The sequence below is a fragment of the Cellulomonas shaoxiangyii genome, from assembly GCF_004798685.1.
Lineage (GTDB): Bacteria > Actinomycetota > Actinomycetes > Actinomycetales > Cellulomonadaceae > Cellulomonas > Cellulomonas shaoxiangyii.
In genome coordinates, this window is record NZ_CP039291.1 from 3650447 (window position 1) to 3667526 (window position 17080).

A 17080-nucleotide genomic window follows, 5' to 3' on the forward strand; every position below is an offset into this window, starting at 1 on the left:
CGGCGTCACCCGGCTCGGGGACCCCGGTCCCGGGGGGTGCCGTCCGCCACGTCGGGGCCGCCGTCCGCGGCCCCCGCGCGACGGCGCTGCATCAGGACGGCCACCGTGGCGACGCCCACGATGACCGACGCGAGGAGCACGACCCACACCCACGTCGGCAGCCCGTCCGGGTAGTTGTCCCGCGCCGCCTCGCCGGACCCGCCCTGGTCGGGCGTCAGGTCGGTCTCCTCCGACGCGGTCGGCGTCGGCTCGGCGCTGACCGCCTGCGCGGGCTGCGCGGCGGCGGCGGTCGGCGCGCCGGCGACGAGCGCGGCCAGCACCGCGACGAGGGCGACGAGGAAGGCGGCGAGCAGGGGACGTGCGGGCGCGTGCGGCGCGCGGGCCGGCACGAGGGTGGTGGTCGGGCGCATGGCTCTCCCGGGGTTCGCGGGGCGGGCTGTCGCTCGATCCCACCACCGCCGCGCGCGAACCGCGAGGCGGGCGCCGGGGCCGGGGCTCAGCCGGCGGCGGGACGGGAGCCGTCGGACGCGGTGCCGTCGGACGCGGTGCCGTCGGACGCAGCGCCGTCGGACGCAGCGCCGTCGGACGCGTCGGCCGCGCGGCGGCGTGCGGCGACGGCACCGCCGGCGGCCGCGGCGACGGCCCCGGCGACCACCACCGCGACGACCGGCCACAGCCACACGGGCGTGCCCGTGCCGTCGTCGTCGGACGCCGCGCCGACGGTCGGGGACGGCGACGGCTCGGCCGTCGCCTCGTCCGCGGGCGTCGGCTCCTGCGACTCCTCGGAGGGCTGCGCCTGCGTCGTCATCATCGGCTCGGGCGACGGCGCCACCGACGCCGCGGGGCCGGCGGCCTCCGCGGCCGTGAACCCGAACGTGCCGGTCACCGGGTGGCCGTCCGCGCTGGTCGCCCGCCAGTCGACGCGGTACGCGCCGGCCGGGAGGTCCGCCGCGAGCGGCTGCACGACGGACGCGTCCACGAGCTGCACCGGCCCCGCGCTGACGACCGTCCCGTCGGCGGCCGTCACGACGACCTCGGTGCCGAGCTCGAGCACCGCCTGGTCGAACGTCAGCGTCACCTGCGGCGGCGCCTGCGGGAGAGTCGTGCCGTCCGCCGGGTCCGTGCTGCGCAGCCCGTTGTGCGCGGCCGCGGGGAGCGCCGTCAGCAGCAGCGTGACGAACGCCGCCGCCAGCGCGGCCGGCAGGGCGACCGCCGCCGTGCGCGCGCGCACCGCGGCGCGCGCCGGGGCGGGACCCAGCTCACGCGCGAGGTCGGGACGGAGCGACGGGCGCATGGCTCTCCCGGGGTCGAGGGGCGGGGCTCGTCCCCGATCCCATCACGCCGCCCCGGGTGGGACCGAACCGCGCGGGTGCCCCGGGCCGCCCGGACGCCGACGCACCCGAGCCGCCAGCAGGACGAGGACGCCGGCCGCCGTCGCCACGGCGATCGTGCGGACGGGGCCGGTGCCGGGCGTGGCGGTGTCGACGGCGGGCACCACGGGCACCGCGACCGGCACCGGGGCGTCGGCCGGCTCGGCGACAGGCGCAACGGGCTCCTCCGCCGCGGCCGGTGCCCCGTGGTGGCCCTGCGCGTGGTGGTCGGCCTCCGCTCCGTGGTCGCCGTGCGCGCCGACGGCGGCGCCGGCGGTCGGCCCGGTCGCGCCTGACCCGTCGGCGGGCATGCCCGGGGGCGCGTCCGCCGGCGTCGTCCGCTCGGGTGCCGCGGCCGCCGGGGCGACGGCCGGGGCGAGCGTCGCCAGCACCGGCTGCAGCGCCACGACGGCGAGCGCGACCGTGCCGGCGGCGACGAGCGCGGCGCGCCGTCCGCCCGCCGCCCGGGCGCCGGCGACACCGGCCGCCACGGCGAGCGCCGCCAGCGCGGCGAGGACGGTGGCGGCGGGCAGCGGACCGCCGGCCGACACGTGCGCCAGCACGGCCGCGGTCAGCGCGACGCCGGCCGTGCCGCCGCCGCGCAGCAGCAGCCGGCGCCCCGAGGGCAGCCGGACGGCGCGCGTGGGCGCGTCCTCGTCGTCGAGCACGCGACGACGGTGCCGCCCGCCCACGGGCGCGGTCCACGCGCGAATCGCTTAGGGCGTGCGGCCGTCGCCGGTTTCCCGGGTCACCCGCTGCGGGGTGACGATGGGGCGCATCGGATGCCCCCGCCGCCCACGGGCGGCCCACCGAGAGGAGGACCCGTGCCCGTCCGCACCACCCCGGTCACCCGCACCACCCCGGTCACCCACCCCACCCCGGCCGCTCGCCCCGCCACCCCGGCCGCGGCGCCGTCCCCCGCCGTCGACGCGTCCGCCGGCACCGGGCACGGCCCGGGCTGCACGCACTGCCCGTCGCGGCGCGACGTCCTCACGCGCGTGGGCGCCGCGACGCTGGGCGCGGCGGCCGTCGGCGTGCTCGCGGCCTGCGGCGGCGGCACGGGGGCCGACGGCCCGGGGACCGCCGCGGGCGGGGCCACGGCGGGCCCCGACGGCGCGCTGGCGTCGGTGGACGACGTCCCGGTCGGCGGCGCGCTCCTGGTGACCGGTCCGGACGGCACGCCGCTCCTGCTGACGCAGCCCGCGGCGGGCACCGTCGTGGGCCTGTCCGCGGTGTGCACGCACCAGGGGTGCACGGTCGTGCCGGGCGACGAGGAGCTCGAGTGCCCGTGCCACCGGTCCGTGTTCACGCTCGAGGGCGAGCCGGTCTCGGGCCCGGCGACCGAGCCGCTGCCGCCGTTCCCCGTCACGGTGCGCGACGACGGGAGCATCGTCGCCGCCGGTGCGTGACGCGGGCCTGAACCGCACCACGCAGACGGGGCGGGGTGGCCTCAGCCCCAGACGAGCGCCTGCGCCGGGTCCGCCAGCACCGCCGCGACGTCGGCGAGCACGCGCGAGCCCAGCTCGCCGTCGACGAGCCGGTGGTCGAAGCTCAGCGCGAGCTGCGTGACGTGACGCGGCTTGACCTTGCCCTTGTGCACCCACGGCTGCTGCCGGATCGCGCCGAACGCGAGGATCGCGGCCTCGCCCGGGTTGAGGATCGGCGTGCCGGTGTCGATGCCGAAGACCCCGACGTTCGTGACGGTGATCGTCCCGTCGCGCATGTCGGTGGGCGACGTGCGGCCGGCGCGGGCGGTCGCGGTGAGCTCGCCGAGGGCGCGGGCGAGGCCCAGCAGGTCGAGCCGGTGCGCGTCCTTCATGTTCGGCACGACGAGCCCGCGGGGCGTCGCCGCCGCGATGCCGAGGTTCACGTAGTGCTTGTAGACGATCTCCTGCGTCTCCTCGTCCCACGAGGCGTTGATCTCCGGGTGCCGATCGATCGCGAGCAGCAGCGCCTTCGCGGCGATCAGCAGCGGTGTGACGCGCACGTCGGCGAACTCGCGGTCCGTGCGCAGGCGCTCGACGAGCTTCATGGTCCGGGTGACGTCGACCGTGTGGAACACCGTGACGTGCGGGGCGGAGAACGCGCTCGAGACCATCGCCTCGGCCGTGCGCTTGCGCACGGACCGGACGGGCACGCGCGTCTGGCGGCCGTCGGGCGTGACCGTGCCGCTCGCGAGCCACGGCTGGTCGTCGCCGGGGTACGTCGCGAGCGTGCGGGCCTCCGCGCGCGCGGAGTGCGCGAGCACGTCCTCCCGCGTGACGATCCCGCCGGGGCCCGTGGCCTGCACGCCGTCGAGGTCGACGCCGAGGTCGCGCGCGAGCTTGCGCACGGGCGGCTTGGCCAGCGCGTGCCGGCGGACGGCCGTGTCGGTGTCCGTCGTCGTCGCGGGCGCCTGGCGGCTGCCCGCGACCGGCCGGGCGGGTGCGGGCGCCGGGGCGGGCGGGGTCGCCGCGACGGCGGCGGCGGCGCGCGGACGGCGGCGGGAGCCCCCGTCGGCGACCCCGTACCCGACGAGCACGGCGCCCGAGCCCTCGCCGTCGGACCCGCTCGCGCCGTCGGCCTGCTGCGTGCGCTCGTCCCGTGCGGCCTCGACCTCGTCGGCGCCGCCCGGCTCCTCGGACTGCCGGCTCGGGTGCGGGCGGCTCGCGCGCGGGCCGTCGTGGTGCGCGGCGGACCGCCGCGCGGCCGGAGCCTCGGGTGCCGGTGCCTCGGGCACCGGCGCGGCGCCCGTGGGGTCGGTGTCCACCTCGATGATGGGCGTCCCGACCTCGACGGTCTCACCGGGCTCGACGAGGATCCGCGTGACGACGCCGGTCCACGGCGACGGCAGGTCGACGAGCGACTTCGCCGTCTCGATCTCGACGATCGTCTGGTTGACCTCGACGGCGTCGCCGACCGCGACGTGCCACGTGACGATGTCGGCCTCGGTGAGGCCCTCGCCCGCGTCGGGCAGGGGGAACTGCTGGTACGTCGGCACCCGGTGCTCCTGTGCGTGGTGGGGCGTGGTCAGAACGCGAGCGCGCGGTCGACGGCGTCGAGCAGCCGGTCCAGGCCCGGCAGGTAGTCGTGCTCGATCTTCGCCACCGGGTACGGCGCGTGGTAGCCGCCGACGCGCAGCACGGGCGCCTCGAGCTGGAAGAAGCAGGCCTCGGTGATGCGCGCGGCGACCTCGGCGCCCGTGCCGTACAGCACGGGGGCCTCGTGCACGACGACGCAGCGGCCCGTGCGGGCCACGGACGCGGCGACGGTGCCGGTGTCGAGCGGGGACAGGGTCCGCAGGTCGATCACCTCGAGGCTGCGCCCCTCGGCGGCCGCGGCGTCGGCGGCCTTGAGCGCGGTGGCGACGGTCGGCCCGTACGCGACGACCGTCACGTCGGTGCCGGCGCGCACGACCCGCGCGTGGTCGAGGTCGGCACCCGCGGCGGCGCCGTGCGGGGCGGGCAGCGCGGCGTCGAGGTCGACGTCGCCCTTCTCCCAGTACCGGCCCTTGGGCTCGAGGAAGATGACGGGGTCCGGCGAGGCGATGGCCTGCTGGATCATCGTGAAGCCGTCGGCGGGCGTCGACGGCGACACGACGCGCAGGCCGGCGGTGTGCGCGAACAGCACCTCGGGCGACTCGCTGTGGTGCTCGACCGCGCCGATGCCGCCGCCGTAGGGGATGCGGATGACGACGGGCAGCCGCAGGCGGCCCTGCGAGCGGTAGTGCATCTTGGCGAGCTGCGTCGTGATCTGGTCGAACGCGGGGAACACGAACCCGTCGAACTGGATCTCGCACACGGGCCGGTAGCCGCGCAGCGCCAGGCCGATGGCCGTGCCGACGATGCCGGACTCCGCGAGCGGGGTGTCGACGACGCGGTCGCCGCCGAACTCGGCGTGCAGGCCGTCGGTGACCCGGAAGACGCCCCCGAGCGGGCCGATGTCCTCGCCCATGAGCAGCACCTTCGGGTCGTTCGCGAGGGCGCGGCGCAGGCCGAGGTTGATCGCCTTCGCGAACGGCAGGCGCTGCGTGCCGGTCGGGAACGGGGCGACGGGCGGTGCCGTCGGCGTGCTGGTGCTGGTGCGCTCGCTCGTGAGCGTCATCGGTGCCCCCCTGCGTCGGCGCCGTCGTGCTGGGCGTAGGACTGCTCGTACTCGGTGAACCACGCGCGCTCGGCGTCGACGACGGAGTGCGACGTCGCGTACACGTGGGCGAACATGCTCTGGCTGCTCGGCCGGCCCATGCCACGGACCGTGGTGCGGATGTGCTCGCCGAGCGCGTCCGCCTCGCCGGCCAGCTCCGCCTGGAAGACCTCGGGCAGCTCGCCCGTCGTCTCCAGGTAGCGGCGCACGCGGTCGATCGGGTCGCGGCGGCGCCAGTGCTCCTCCTCCTCGCGGGGGCGGTAGCGGCTCGGGTCGTCGGACGTCGTGTGGGCGCCCATGCGGTAGGTGAACGCCTCGACGAACGTCGGGCCGCCGCCGCTGCGCGCCCGCTCGAGCGCCTGGCGCGTCACGGCGTAGGTGGCGAGGACGTCGTTGCCGTCGACCCGCACGGACGGGATGCCGAACCCGGGGGCGCGGTCGGCCAGCGGCACGCGGGCCTGGCGGGTCGTCGGCTCGGAGATGGCCCACTGGTTGTTCTGGCAGAACAGGACGACGGGCGCCTGGTTGACCGACGCGAACACGAGCGCCTCGCTGACGTCGCCCTGCGCGGTGGCGCCGTCGCCGAAGTACGTGACGACCGCGGTGTCCCGCTGCGGGTCGCCCGTGCCGACGAGGCCGTCGCGCTGCACGCCCATCGCGTAGCCCGTCGCGTGCAGCGTGTGCGAGCCGATGACCAGCGTGAACAGGTGGAAGTTGTGGTCCGCGGGGTCCCAGCCGCCGTGGTCGACGCCCCGGAACAGCCGCAGCAGGTCGGTCATCTCCATGCCGCGCGCCTGCGCGACGCCGTGCTCGCGGTAGCTGGGGAACACGTGGTCCTGCGGGGCCAGCGCGTGGCCGGAGCCGGTCTGCGCGGCCTCCTGCCCGAGGCACTGCGCGTAGAGGGCGAGCTCGCCCTGCCGCTGCAGCGACGTGGCCTCGGTGTCGAAGCGCCTGGTCAGCACCATGTCGCGGTACATCGCGCGCAGCCGCTCGGGGGTCACGTCGGCGGCCCAGGCGTCGTACTCGGGGTGCGCCACGCGTTCGCCCGTGGGCGTGAGCAGCTGGACGAGACCGTCGTCGGTCAGGGGTCCGGTCGGGCTCACGGGCCCTCCTCAACCTCGGGAACTGCGAACCTACGTCAGCGTAGGCTACGGCACCGTAGGTTGAGGGGCGGAGGCGCCGACAAGCGTCGGGCGCGCCGTTTGTCGGAACCCCACACGCGGCCCGCGGTCCCCGCCGGCCCGGGTCACACGGAGGCGCGGTGGCCGGCCTCGACCCGGCCGGGCAGGTCGTCCGGCTCCGGCGTCCCCACCGGCTCGCACCACTGCAGCGTGCCGGCCACCGCGTCGAACATCGCCGTGACGACCACGACGCCGTCGGCCGCGACGTCGCCGTCCGTCAGGACCGTGAACGTCAGCAGCGCCCAGACCCCCGCGGTGTCCGGGTGCGCGACGTAGTAGGTCACCCGCACCGACGGCTGCGACCGCCCGACGCGGTGGCTGTCGACGACCGACGCGACCCGCACCGCGGGCGCCCCGCCCACCTCGAGGTACGTGCCCTCGTCGCCCGCGCCCGCGAGCAGGGCGGCGAGCAGGTCCTCGGGGTCGACCGTCGGGTCGTCCTCGAGCACCGTCAGCAGCATCGAGCCCGGCAGGCGCTGCGTGCCGTACTCGACGAGCGGCAGCAGCACGGACCGCGCCCCGTGGCCGGCGGCGTCGTCGGCCGCAGCCGCCAGCTGCTTGCGCAGCTCGCGCCGCCACGGCTCGGCGCGGTCCCGGGGCAGCGAGTCGGGCACGAACTCGCGCACCAGGTCGTCGATCAGGCGCGCCCGGAGCCGCTCCGTCCCGGGCGAGGTGGGCAGCTGCACCCAGCCCTCGGGCAGCAGGACCTCGACGTCGATCACGGCAGGCTCCTCACGGTCGGCAGGACGATCGCGGGCACCCCGTCGGCGCCCGGCAGGCACTGCGCGGCCACGACGTGCATGAGCTCCTCGACGCCCGGGCCGACGGTCGCGAACAGGCCCAGCTCGCTCACCCGGACCGACAGCACGACGTCGGCGCTCCGCGCGGGCCGCGCGGCCGTGGCCGGGACGTCGAGCCGCATCGCCGCGTCGACCCGGACGAACGCCGCACGTCGCGGGCCGCGCACGAGCGCGGTCACCCGCACCCCGTCGCCGGCCGCGGTGGTGACGTAGTCGACGGCCGGGGGGCGCGCGTCGTCGGGGCGGCCGCGGGTCGCGACGACGTCCATCAGGTAGGACGGGTCGGGGGCGGACGGCTCGCGGAACTCGACGGTGGCGACGACCGGCGCCCACTGCGGCCGGTCGTCGACGACGAAGCCCGCGCCCCAGGCGACGCGCGTCCAGTCGGGCAGCCCGTCGGTGCGCCCGCGCAGCCACGCCGCGACCTCGTCGCCGACCGCCGCCGCGGTGAGCCCGTCGCGCAGCACGCCGGGGTGCTCCCCGTGCAGGGCGGCGAGGCCACCGGCCGCCCACCCGGCGAACACGGGCGCCGTCGCCCCCTGCCAGGCGGCGACCTCGTCGCCCGACGCACCGGCGGGCGGCACCCACTGCCACCACCACGACACCTCGGGCACGACGACGGCCGTCACGACGCGCCCTCGCGCGCGCCGTACTCGCCGATGACCTCGGTGGTACGGCCCCCCGTCCAGGCGAGCCCGGCGCCGATGGCGAACAGGCTGTTGCCGGCACCCCACCACCCCCACAGGGACGACGTGGACCGGGCGGCGCCCCCCTGGATCGCCGCGAGCCCGGTGTAGCCGCTCCACCCGCCGACCACGCCGAGCCAGTTGCCGCCGGCCTGGCGCGGGTTGGTCAGGATCGACCGCCACAGACCCCCGGCCGCGAGCAGCTGCTGCTTCGACGACGCCCAGAACCCGACCTCCGGGACCAGGCCCGGCGGCAGCAACCGGTTCGTGAGCGGGTTGTTGAACCAGTCGGACTGGTTCTTCCAGCCGGCGGGCACCGACGAGGGCAGGTTCCGCGGGAACCGCGTCCCGAGGTTCTGCAGGGGGAGGAACGAGGTCGTCGTCTGCCGCTTGATGCCCGCGGTCAGGCCGCGGGCCGCGACCGACAGGTGCTTGCCGACCAGCGACGCGACGGTCAGGCCGCCGAGCAGCGCCACGCCGAGCACCGCGAAGATGAGGTCCGTCAGCCCCTCGTTGCCCGTCGCGTAGAGCGTCGCCGTGACGGCCAGCCCCGCGACGGCGGCCACCGCCGCCAACGCCACCAGCGCGGCGACACCGGGGATGAGGATGCACAGCACCCCCAGCACCATCGCGATGATCGCGAGCGCCTTGCTGACGATCTTCAGCGCGGCGATGATCTCGTCCTTCAGGGTGTGGGACAGGCCGTCGTCGTACCGCTTGCAGTTGACGGCGTCGCCGAACCGCTTGCCTGCGACGCCGAGCTTCTCGACCGCCGTGTCCATGCGGCGGGTCGCCGCCGTGAGCCGGTCCGCGGCGGCCGCCACGGCCGTGGCCTTCTGCTCGTCCTTCGCCCTCTCGTCGGCCGGGAGCGCGCCGTCCTCCCCGGGCACGCCGTCGGGCAGGCCCTCGGCCGCCGCCCCGGCCGACGTCGCCTCGCGCGCGTCGGTGAGCGCACCCGCCGTCTCGGTCAGCGCGTCGTCCAGCTCCGGCTGGTAGCGGGCGATCTCCCGGGCGACGTCCTCGTAGCGCACCGACGCCTTCGCCAGGCCGTCGCGGACGCTCGTCGCGTCCTCGCGCAGCTTCTCCGCGTACTTCCCGGCCAGCCCCTCGCTGCCCGTCGAGACGATCCGCTCGAGCCGGCCGACCGCGTCGGTGATCGTCGTCGCGATGTCCCGGTAGCGGCGGCCCGCCTCCTGGACCTTCTCGGGGTCGGCCTCGACCGGGTCGGACCCCCTGCCCAGCGGGCTCCAGTCGCCCAGGTTGCGCACGCTCATCGCCGGTCCTCCCTCACGGTGGCCCTCACTCCGTCGCCAGGCTCTCGGAGAGCTCCGCGTCGGCACGGGCCCACTCGTCCGCGCACTGCCGCAGCCGCTCACGCAGCTTCTTCATCGCCTCGACCATCTCGTCGCGGTGCACGGTCCAGTTGTCCGCGAAGTCGCCCATCGACAGCTCCGCGTTCCGCTGGCCCCACACCGTCGCGTAGTCGTTCTCGAAGTCCAGGGCTCCCTGGAACTCCCCGATCAGCACGTCGAGGTCGTGGGCCAGGCTCACGAGGTCGTCCGTCACGACGAGGTCGGCCATCAGGTCTCCTTCTTCTGCGGGAGGGGCGCGTGGGGCACCCGGGTGGTCACGAGGGCCGCGTCGCCGAGGTGCACGAGCGCGGCCCCGGGGACGACGCGCGGGGACAGCTGCGCGCGCGCCAGGCGGGTCCCGACGAGGTCGCCGTCGCCGAGGTTCTGCGGCGAGAGCAGCGCCCCGCGCCGGTTCTTCTTCACGTCCGCCTGCCAGCCGCTGAAGCCGGCCCCGACGGCCCCGACGTCGCCGGCGATGACGACGCCGCGCCGGTCCCCCGCCGCGCGGCGCACGAGCGCCCGCAGCCACTCCCGGGCGGGCGCGTCGCGCCACGCCTCCGCGTCGTCGACCAGCAGGACGACCGGCTCGTCGCCGCCGTCGACGAGGTCGGCGAGGGTCGCCGCGTCCGGTGCGTCGTCCGTGACCACGCCGCGCACGCCGGGCCGGCCGGCGAGGTCGCGCAGCGGGGAGCGCCACGGCGCGCCGATCACGAGCTGGGTGCCCGAGCGCAGCAGCGACTCCGCCATGACGGACAGCACGGTGCTGCGCCCGGACCGCGACGGCCCGGCGACGAGGAACGTCGCCTGGTCCCCGCCGAGGTCGACGCCCACCGGCTCGAGCTCGTCACCGCCCACGCCGAGCAGCGCCCACATCGGGCGCGGGCCCGCGAGCGCCCACGCGTCCTCGAACCCGAGCTGCGCCGGCATCACGGCCACGCGCAGCGGGCGCGCGGCGGGGGGCACGTGCGCCTCGCGCCGGGCCAGGCGCTCGCCGAGCGCGTGCAGCGCGGCGACCTGCGCCGGTCCCGACGGGTCGTCGGCGAGCAGGGACACGTGCGTCTCCACCCCGCCCGGCACGCGCACCCCCCGGCCGGGCGGCGGGTCCTCGGGCAGCGCGCGCGGGCTCAGCCCTGCCAGCGTCCCGTCCGTGCGGTCGGCGAGCCGCAGCACCAGCTTGTCCTCGCACAGCGCCGCGATCCGGCCGCTGAGCAGGGTGTGGTCGCCCGCGACCACCACGTGCACGCCGACGCTCGCGCCCTCGCGCAGCAGCCCGTGGACGGCCTCCGTGAGCGCGCCGCCGTCGTGCTCGCCGAGCGTGCCGACGAACCCCTCCCACCGGTCCACGAGGAGCAGCACGTGCGCGAGCCGGTCGCCCGGGGCGGCCGCGGCGCGCTGCTCCGTGACGTTCGCGAACCCGCCCTCGCCCAGCAGCCGCTGCCGGCGCTGGACCTCGGCGGTGAGCCGGGTCAGCAGCCGCGCGGCCCGCTCCACCTCGGTGCGCTGCACGACGACGCCGCAGTGCGGCAGCCGCGTCAGCGCCAGCAGCGCGCCGTTGCCGCAGTCGATGCCGTACACGTGCAGGTCCGCGACCGACGCGGCCGCGCACGCCGCCGCCGCGAGGGTCCGCAGCGCCTGCGAGCGTCCCGAGCGCGGCGCCCCGACGACGTGCAGGTGCCCGAACGTCGCGAGGTCCGTGCGGACGTCCTCCTGGCGCTGCCGGCGCGGCAGGTCCCGGCGGGCCCAGGAGAACGACGGCTCACCGGTCGCGGGCTCGTCCGCGAGGGGCGCGACGTGCACGTGCGCGAGCGGCGGCAGCCAGGGCCGGCGCTGGCGCGGGACGCCCAGCATCTCGGCGCCCTGGCCGATCGCCCGGACCAGCACCGACAGGTCCGTCGCCGCCTCGCCGCGCTGCTCCTCGACGCGGCGCTCGGGGACGGGCCGGCCGAGGTCGAGCCACGACACCGGGTGCAGGAACGGCGGTGGCAGCTCCGCACGCCGCTGCGGGCGCCGCCCACCGACGCGGGCCGCCTGGAACGGGATCAGCGACGAGTGGCCGAGGCGCACGAACGCCCGCCCCGGCTGGTCGGAGCCGATGCCCGCCGCCTCGCGCGCGTCGATGACGTCCTGGCTCTCCGCCGCGTCGGTCACCCGCAGCGCGATCCGCAGGTTGGTGTTCGCGCGGATCTCGGCCGACACGACCCCCGACGGGCGCTGCGTGGCCAGCACGAGGTGGATGCCGAGGGACCGGCCCCGCTGCGCGATGTTGACCAGGCCGGTGACGAAGTCCGGCAGCTCGCGCGCGACCGACGCGAACTCGTCGATGACGATGAGCAGGCGCGGCAGCGGGTCGAGGCCCGGGCGCCGGTCGAGCAGGTCGACGTACTCGTCGAGGTCCTTGGCGCCCGCCGCGGCCAGCACGTGCTCGCGGTGCGTCAGCTCCGCGCCGAGCGACGTCAGCGCCCGCTCCACGAGGTGCGGGTCGAGGTCGGTGACCATGCCCACGGTGTGCGGCAGCGCCACGCAGTCCTGGAACGCGGCGCCGCCCTTGTAGTCGACGAGGACGAAGTTCATGGCGTCGGGCCGGTTCGCCACCGCGAGGGACGCGACCAGCGTCTGCAGCAGCTCCGACTTGCCCGAGCCGGTGGTGCCCGCGACGAGCCCGTGCGGGCCGTGCTCGGCGAGGTCGATCGCGAACGGCCCGTCGAGGGAGACGCCGACGACGGCCCGCGTCGTGCGCCCGCCGGCCTGCCACCGGGCGGCCAGCGCGGCGGGGCCCGGGTCCGTCAGGTCGAGGACGTCGAGCAGGCGCACCGTCGCGGGCAGCGCCGCCTCGCCGGTCGTCGCGCTGGTGTCGCGCAGGGGCGCCAGGCGGCGCCCGACGGCGGTGAACCACGCGTCGTCGACCTCGTCCACCCGGATCCCCTCGACCCGGTCCGCGCGCTGCTGACGCAGGACCGCGCGCCGCCCCGGGCCGCCCACGACGACGGCCGTGCACTCCTCGGGCAGCGTGCGCTCGTCCGTGTCGACGCAGATGCAGTGGACCCCGACGGCCGGCCCGTCCCGCAGGATCGCGACCACGCCGGGCATGGCGCGCAGCCGCAGCGCGCCGTCGAGCACGACCACCACGTCGGGCCCGGGCAGCGGCGCGCGCGCCCCGCCGGCCAGGCGGGCACGCTGGCGGCTCGCGACGAGCTCCAGCAGCTCGGCCACGCGGCGGCCGAGCGTCTCGGCGTCCGCACCGACCAGCGCGACGGTCCGCTGGCCCAGCGCCGGGCGCACGTGCGGCAGCCACGTCGCCCACTCCCAGAGCCGGTGCCCCTCGGGGTCGGTGAGCACGTACACCTGCACGTCGCGAGGGCTCTGCAGCACGCCGAGCTGCGCGACCAGCCAGCGCGCGAGCCGCCGCGGCCAGTCGCCAGGCCCGGCGAGGCCCACGACGCCGGCCGCGGCGACCGAGAGCGCGGCGGGCACGTCGGTGGACGTGCGCGGCTCCTGGCGCCGCGTGACGCCCTCGCCCTCGGTGACGACGAGCACGCTCGGCAGGTCGGCCGTGCCGATCCGCACCAGCAGGTGGTCGGGGTCGGTGCGCCGCCGCTCCCACAGCCGCGCGCGGGGGGCCGTCGCGATGAGCAGCAGCTCGGCCGGGTCGGGGCACGCGGAGCGGCGGTCGGCACGCTCCGTCTGCAGCGCGTCGCGCACGTCGCGCTCGACCTGCTCGAGCTCGGCGCGGTGCTCGGCCAGGCGGCGGCGGTGCCCGAGGCGCCCCCCGCGGCGGCTGGACCACCAGTTCCCGACCACCATGACGGGCGACATCGCCGCGAACAGCAGGTACATGGGGTTGTTCATGACGAGCGCGACGATGCCGCCCCCGACCGCGGGCAGCGCCGCCGTGAGCCACGGCAGCGCGCTGGGCTGCGGCGCCCTCGGGTCGGGCGGGACCTGGAACTCCGTGCGCCGCTCGGGCGGCAGCAGGCGCGGCGGACGGTTGTAGTCGAGGTGCTCGCCGTCGGCGGACGGCTCGACGACCGCGTCCGCCAGCACCGTGGGGTGCACCTCGAGCAGGCGGTCGCCGACCTGCAGCTGCACGGTCTCCGGCCACGGCACCTCGCCGGCCGGCAGCGGGGCGCGGTCCAGCAGGGGGGTGCGGTCCAGCAGCGGGGCACGATCGAGCAACGGGGCGCGGTCCGGCCCGGCTCCGGGACCGACCGTCCCGGCACCGGCCACGTGCACGCGCGCGTCGAACGTGACGCGCACGGTGGCGGCCACGGGGTCCGCGCCGTCGACGCGGACCGAGCAGGCGGGGTCCGAGCCGATGCGGTGGTGCCCGGCGTCGAGGTGCCACACGCGGCCCGCGCCGTCGCCCGCCACGACGCGCACGGTCACCAGACCGGTCGCCGGTGCGCCGTCGGCGTCCGGCTGCCCCAGCCACAGCACCGCGCCGTCGTGGACGCCGCTCGAGCCGAGCGGCTCGCTCGCGTCCACCGGCCGGCGGCCGACGTGCAGCTGAGCGAGGCCCGCGTGCCCGTCGGGGTGGCGCGAGGGGTCGAGACCGTCGACGGCGTTCTTGACGATGTCGCCGACCGGGGTGAGCGGGTCCGCGTCCACGACGACGTCGGCCGACCAGTCCCCCGGCCGGGCCAGCGTGATCATCAGGCGCATCGCGACCGCTCCTCGGGCGACGGGCCGCCCGCGCCGGCGGAGGGGCCGGCGCGGGCGGGGTAAGGGACGGTCAGGAACCGAGCGAGGAGGCCATCTGCGTGTCCATGTCGCGCAGCGCCTCGACCGCCTTGTCCAACCAGGTCGAGAGCGTCTCGAGGTTCACCATCACGTCGTTCGCGGCGGTGACGAACTGCGTGTGCACCTCGTCGAACCGGCCGGACGCCTGGTCGGTGACGAAGCCCGAGGCCGTGAGGGCGGCGACGAGCGACTTGCACTGGCTCAGGCGGTCGTCGATGTCGTTCTTGTTGTTGCGCAGCTTCGTCGCGCTGTCGGACATCTCGGCGTAGGTGACGTTCAGGTTCGGCATCGGTCTCCCTCTCGGATCGCGCCGCGCGGTCTGCGCAGCCCCGGCGGCACCGGCGGGGACGACGCTAGGAACGCCGCCACCGGCGGGTCCAGGCGTGCGCCGCTCCCCTGGGCCCGAGGGCCCACGGCGTCTTGGCCGGGCGTCCGCGCCGCCGCGACGATCGGCCCAGCAGGGGGCTGCCGTCCGGGCGTCCCCACCCTCCCGGCGCCGCCGGGCCCGGCGGGACGAGGAGGCGGTCCATGAGGTCGCAGCGGCAGGGCGGTCCCCGCAGCGGGGTGGTCGGGGTGGTCGGGGTGGTCGGGGTGGTCCTCGCGGTCGTCGCCGCGGTGCTCGTCGGCCTGGGCGGGACGGCCCCGGCCGCCGGGACGGCAGGAGCCGCCGCCGGCACCGCGGGGGCCGCCGCGGGCCAGGAGCGGTACTACGTCGTCCAGCACTCCTGGCAGGGCCAGCCCGAGTTCCTGCACGAGATCGCGGAGCGATTCCTCGGCACGGGCGACCGCGCCCTGGAGATCTACGAGCTCAACGCGGGCCGCGTGCAGCCGGACGGCGTGCTGGTCTCCGACCCGTCCGTCATCACGGCCGGGTGGGTCCTGCGCCTCCCGGACGACGCGACGGGCGACGGCGTGCAGACGGGCTCGGTCGACGCCGTCATCGCCGACGCCGCCCGCGCCGCCGCGACCCCCGCACCGGCGGCCGGCGCGGACACCCGGTACTACGTCGTGCAGGACGCGTGGCAGGGCGAGCCGGAGTTCCTGTACGCGATCGCCGAGCGGTTCCTCGGCACGGGCGACCGCGCGATGGAGATCTTCGAGCTCAACCGCGGGCGCCCCCAGCCCGGCGGGCTCACCGTCACGGCGCCCGAGGTCATCCGGCCGGGGTGGGTGCTCGAGCTCCCCGCCGACGCCGCGGGGGACGGCGTGCAGACGGGCCCGCTGCCGACCCCCGCCGGCGTCGCCCCCGCGGACGCGTCGGCCTCCGCCACACCGCGCGCCTCGGCGGCCGGGGGCGCCGCGACGACCCCCACGCGCAGCACGACGACCTCGTGGGTGCTGCCCGCGGCGGCGGCCGTCCTCCTGCTGCTCGTGCTGGCGACCGGCGCCGTGCTCCTCGTCCGGCGGCGCCGTGCCGCGGCCCCCGACGCGCCGCCCCGCACCGGTGCGTCGGCGCCGGCCGCACGCACCGCCCCGGCGCGCACCGGCCTGCGCCGCCGGCGCCGCGGCACGCCCGTGGCACCGGCCCGCGAGGACCCGGGCGCCTGGACGATCGACCGCGTCACGCGTGCCCTCGCGCGGGCCTGCGCGGACGCCGGCCGGGCGGTGCCGGAGGTGTACGTGCTGCTCGTGGCCGACGACGCGGTGCGGCTGCGTCTCGCCGCCCCGGACCGCGACGCCCCGGCGGGGTGGGCCGCGTCGCCCGACGGCCGCACCTGGACCGCCGGGATGCACGCCCTGCAGGAGGTGGCGCTGACGGCGCACGTCGCGGCGCCGTTCCCGCGGCTCGTGCCCCTCGGCGACGACGCGGACGGCCGGGTGCTGCTCGACCTGGCCCGCGCCGGCGGCACCGTCGCGCTCGAGGGCGACGCCCGGTGGACGCGCCGGCTCGCCGAGCAGTGGCTGCGCGACCTGGCCACGAGCCCCTGGTCGCGCGGTGTCCGCGTGGTCGGGGTGGGCCTGGGCCCGGACGCCGTCACGACGCTCGACGACGCCGTCCGGACGATCCTCGACGCGGGTGCGGGGGTGTGCGTGGTGGCCGGCGTGCGCGGCCGGGAGCTCGACCGGCTGGCCGAGCTCGCGGCCGACCCCGCGTGGTCCGTCGTCCTCGTCGGCGACGGCGACCGGGCGGGGGCGCGCTGGCGCCTGACGGTCGACGCCGCCGGGGCGGTCACGGGCGGGCCGCTCGACGGCGCGGTCACGGTGCGCGGCGGCGAGAGGCGTCTGGAGCCGGCGTGAAGCGGCTCTGGAGCGGCGCACCCGACGCTGCCGCCATGACGACGAACGCCGCAGGGACGACCGGCTGCCGCATGCGCCTCGCGATCTCCAGCCCGGAGATCGTGGCCCGCATCCGGGACGTGTTCGCGAGCCGCGGGCTCGACGTGGTCCTCGACGACGTGCACCCGACGTTCGAGGTCACGGTCGTGCCCGGCCCGGGGGCGCGCCCCGCACCGGCCGCCCTCGGTGACGCGCTCAGCCACCTCGTCGGCGCCCGGGCACGCCGCGAGGAGCCCACGGTCAGCGCCCGCTACCGGCTGCGGCTGGCGGCCGCCCCGGAGCCCTGCAGCACGGGTCCCCGGCCCGGCGCCGGCACCGCGGCCCGGGTGGACGGCCTCTCGTCCCGCGAGGCGCAGGTCATGGCGTGCATCGCGCGCGGGCTGCGCAACGGGGCCATCGGCGCGGAGCTGGGCGTCACGGAGAAGACCGTCAAGAACCACGTGAACCGCATCTTCGCCAAGCTCGGCGCGCGCGACCGCGTCGAGGCCGTCCTGGTGTGGCAATCGGCGGGCGACCGGCGCGGCGCCCGGGCCGGCGTCTCCCTCGCGGGCTGAG

15 protein-coding genes are annotated in these 17080 nt (G+C 77.5%); 3 read left to right on the forward strand and 12 right to left on the reverse strand.

All coding sequences use genetic code 11. The features are described from left to right. Positions 1-5: 5 nt before the first annotated feature. The 3 genes from E5225_RS16340 to E5225_RS16350 form a co-directional block, all read right to left on the reverse strand. Entirely contained in the window at positions 6-410 is a 405-nt protein-coding gene (locus tag E5225_RS16340; RefSeq protein WP_135973298.1) for a hypothetical protein, read from the reverse strand. Between the two features lie 86 nt (positions 411-496). Beyond that, a complete protein-coding gene (locus E5225_RS18175) occupies positions 497-1294 on the reverse strand; it encodes a copper resistance CopC family protein (RefSeq protein ID WP_135973299.1) in 798 nt (265 codons plus the stop codon). A 42-nt stretch (positions 1295-1336) separates the two neighbouring features. Beyond that, positions 1337-2038, reverse strand: a complete 702-nt coding sequence (locus E5225_RS16350) for a hypothetical protein (protein ID WP_136225509.1) — start codon at positions 2036-2038, stop codon at positions 1337-1339. 156 nt (positions 2039-2194) lie between these two features. On the opposite strand from E5225_RS16350, the gene E5225_RS16355 reads away from it, so the two are divergent. After that, positions 2195-2779, forward strand: coding sequence for a Rieske (2Fe-2S) protein (locus E5225_RS16355; RefSeq protein WP_244243671.1), 585 nt, complete (start codon positions 2195-2197; stop codon positions 2777-2779). Positions 2780-2820: 41 nt separating this feature from the next. Here E5225_RS16355 and E5225_RS16360 read toward each other — a convergent pair whose 3' ends face one another. The 9 genes from E5225_RS16360 to E5225_RS16400 all read right to left on the reverse strand — a co-directional run bounded on the left by E5225_RS16360 (position 2821) and on the right by E5225_RS16400 (position 14537). After that, positions 2821-4350, reverse strand: a complete 1530-nt coding sequence (locus E5225_RS16360) for a dihydrolipoamide acetyltransferase family protein (RefSeq protein ID WP_136225511.1) — start codon at positions 4348-4350, stop codon at positions 2821-2823. 29 nt (positions 4351-4379) lie between these two features. Further along, positions 4380-5453: an alpha-ketoacid dehydrogenase subunit beta gene (locus E5225_RS16365; protein WP_135975024.1), complete on the reverse strand. Its 1074-nt coding sequence runs from the start codon at positions 5451-5453 to the stop codon at positions 4380-4382. Next, positions 5450-6595, reverse strand: coding sequence for a pyruvate dehydrogenase (acetyl-transferring) E1 component subunit alpha (gene pdhA, locus E5225_RS16370; RefSeq protein ID WP_135975022.1), 1146 nt, complete (start codon positions 6593-6595; stop codon positions 5450-5452). Before pdhA ends, E5225_RS16365 begins: the two co-directional genes overlap by 4 nt. 143 nt (positions 6596-6738) lie before the next feature. Next, entirely contained in the window at positions 6739-7395 is a 657-nt protein-coding gene (locus E5225_RS16375; protein WP_135975020.1) for a hypothetical protein, read from the reverse strand. Beyond that, positions 7392-8102 carry a hypothetical protein gene (locus E5225_RS16380; protein WP_135975018.1) on the reverse strand — a complete coding sequence of 237 codons (711 nt, stop codon included), beginning with the start codon at positions 8100-8102 and terminating at the stop codon, positions 7392-7394. The genes E5225_RS16375 and E5225_RS16380 overlap by 4 nt, the downstream gene beginning before the upstream one ends. Then, on the reverse strand, positions 8099-9433 hold the full coding sequence (locus E5225_RS16385; RefSeq protein WP_135975016.1) for a WXG100 family type VII secretion target: 1335 nt from the start codon (positions 9431-9433) through the stop codon (positions 8099-8101). The genes E5225_RS16380 and E5225_RS16385 overlap by 4 nt, the downstream gene beginning before the upstream one ends. A 25-nt stretch (positions 9434-9458) precedes the next feature. Then, positions 9459-9740 (reverse strand): hypothetical protein, encoded by a 282-nt coding sequence (locus E5225_RS16390; RefSeq protein ID WP_135975014.1) that lies wholly within the window; start codon positions 9738-9740, stop codon positions 9459-9461. Beyond that, a complete protein-coding gene (locus E5225_RS16395; protein WP_135975012.1) occupies positions 9740-14170 on the reverse strand; it encodes an FtsK/SpoIIIE domain-containing protein in 4431 nt (1476 codons plus the stop codon). Before E5225_RS16395 ends, E5225_RS16390 begins: the two co-directional genes overlap by 1 nt. A 70-nt stretch (positions 14171-14240) precedes the next feature. Beyond that, positions 14241-14537: a WXG100 family type VII secretion target gene (locus E5225_RS16400; RefSeq protein ID WP_135975010.1), complete on the reverse strand. Its 297-nt coding sequence runs from the start codon at positions 14535-14537 to the stop codon at positions 14241-14243. Between the two features lie 239 nt (positions 14538-14776). Between E5225_RS16400 and E5225_RS16405 the strand changes: the two genes are divergently transcribed. Both E5225_RS16405 and E5225_RS16410 read left to right on the forward strand, forming a co-directional pair. Then, a complete protein-coding gene (locus tag E5225_RS16405; RefSeq protein WP_136225513.1) occupies positions 14777-16486 on the forward strand; it encodes a LysM peptidoglycan-binding domain-containing protein in 1710 nt (569 codons plus the stop codon). A 35-nt stretch (positions 16487-16521) separates the two neighbouring features. Further along, a complete protein-coding gene (locus tag E5225_RS16410; protein WP_135975587.1) occupies positions 16522-17079 on the forward strand; it encodes a helix-turn-helix transcriptional regulator in 558 nt (185 codons plus the stop codon). The last annotated feature ends 1 nt before the right edge of the window (position 17080 follow it).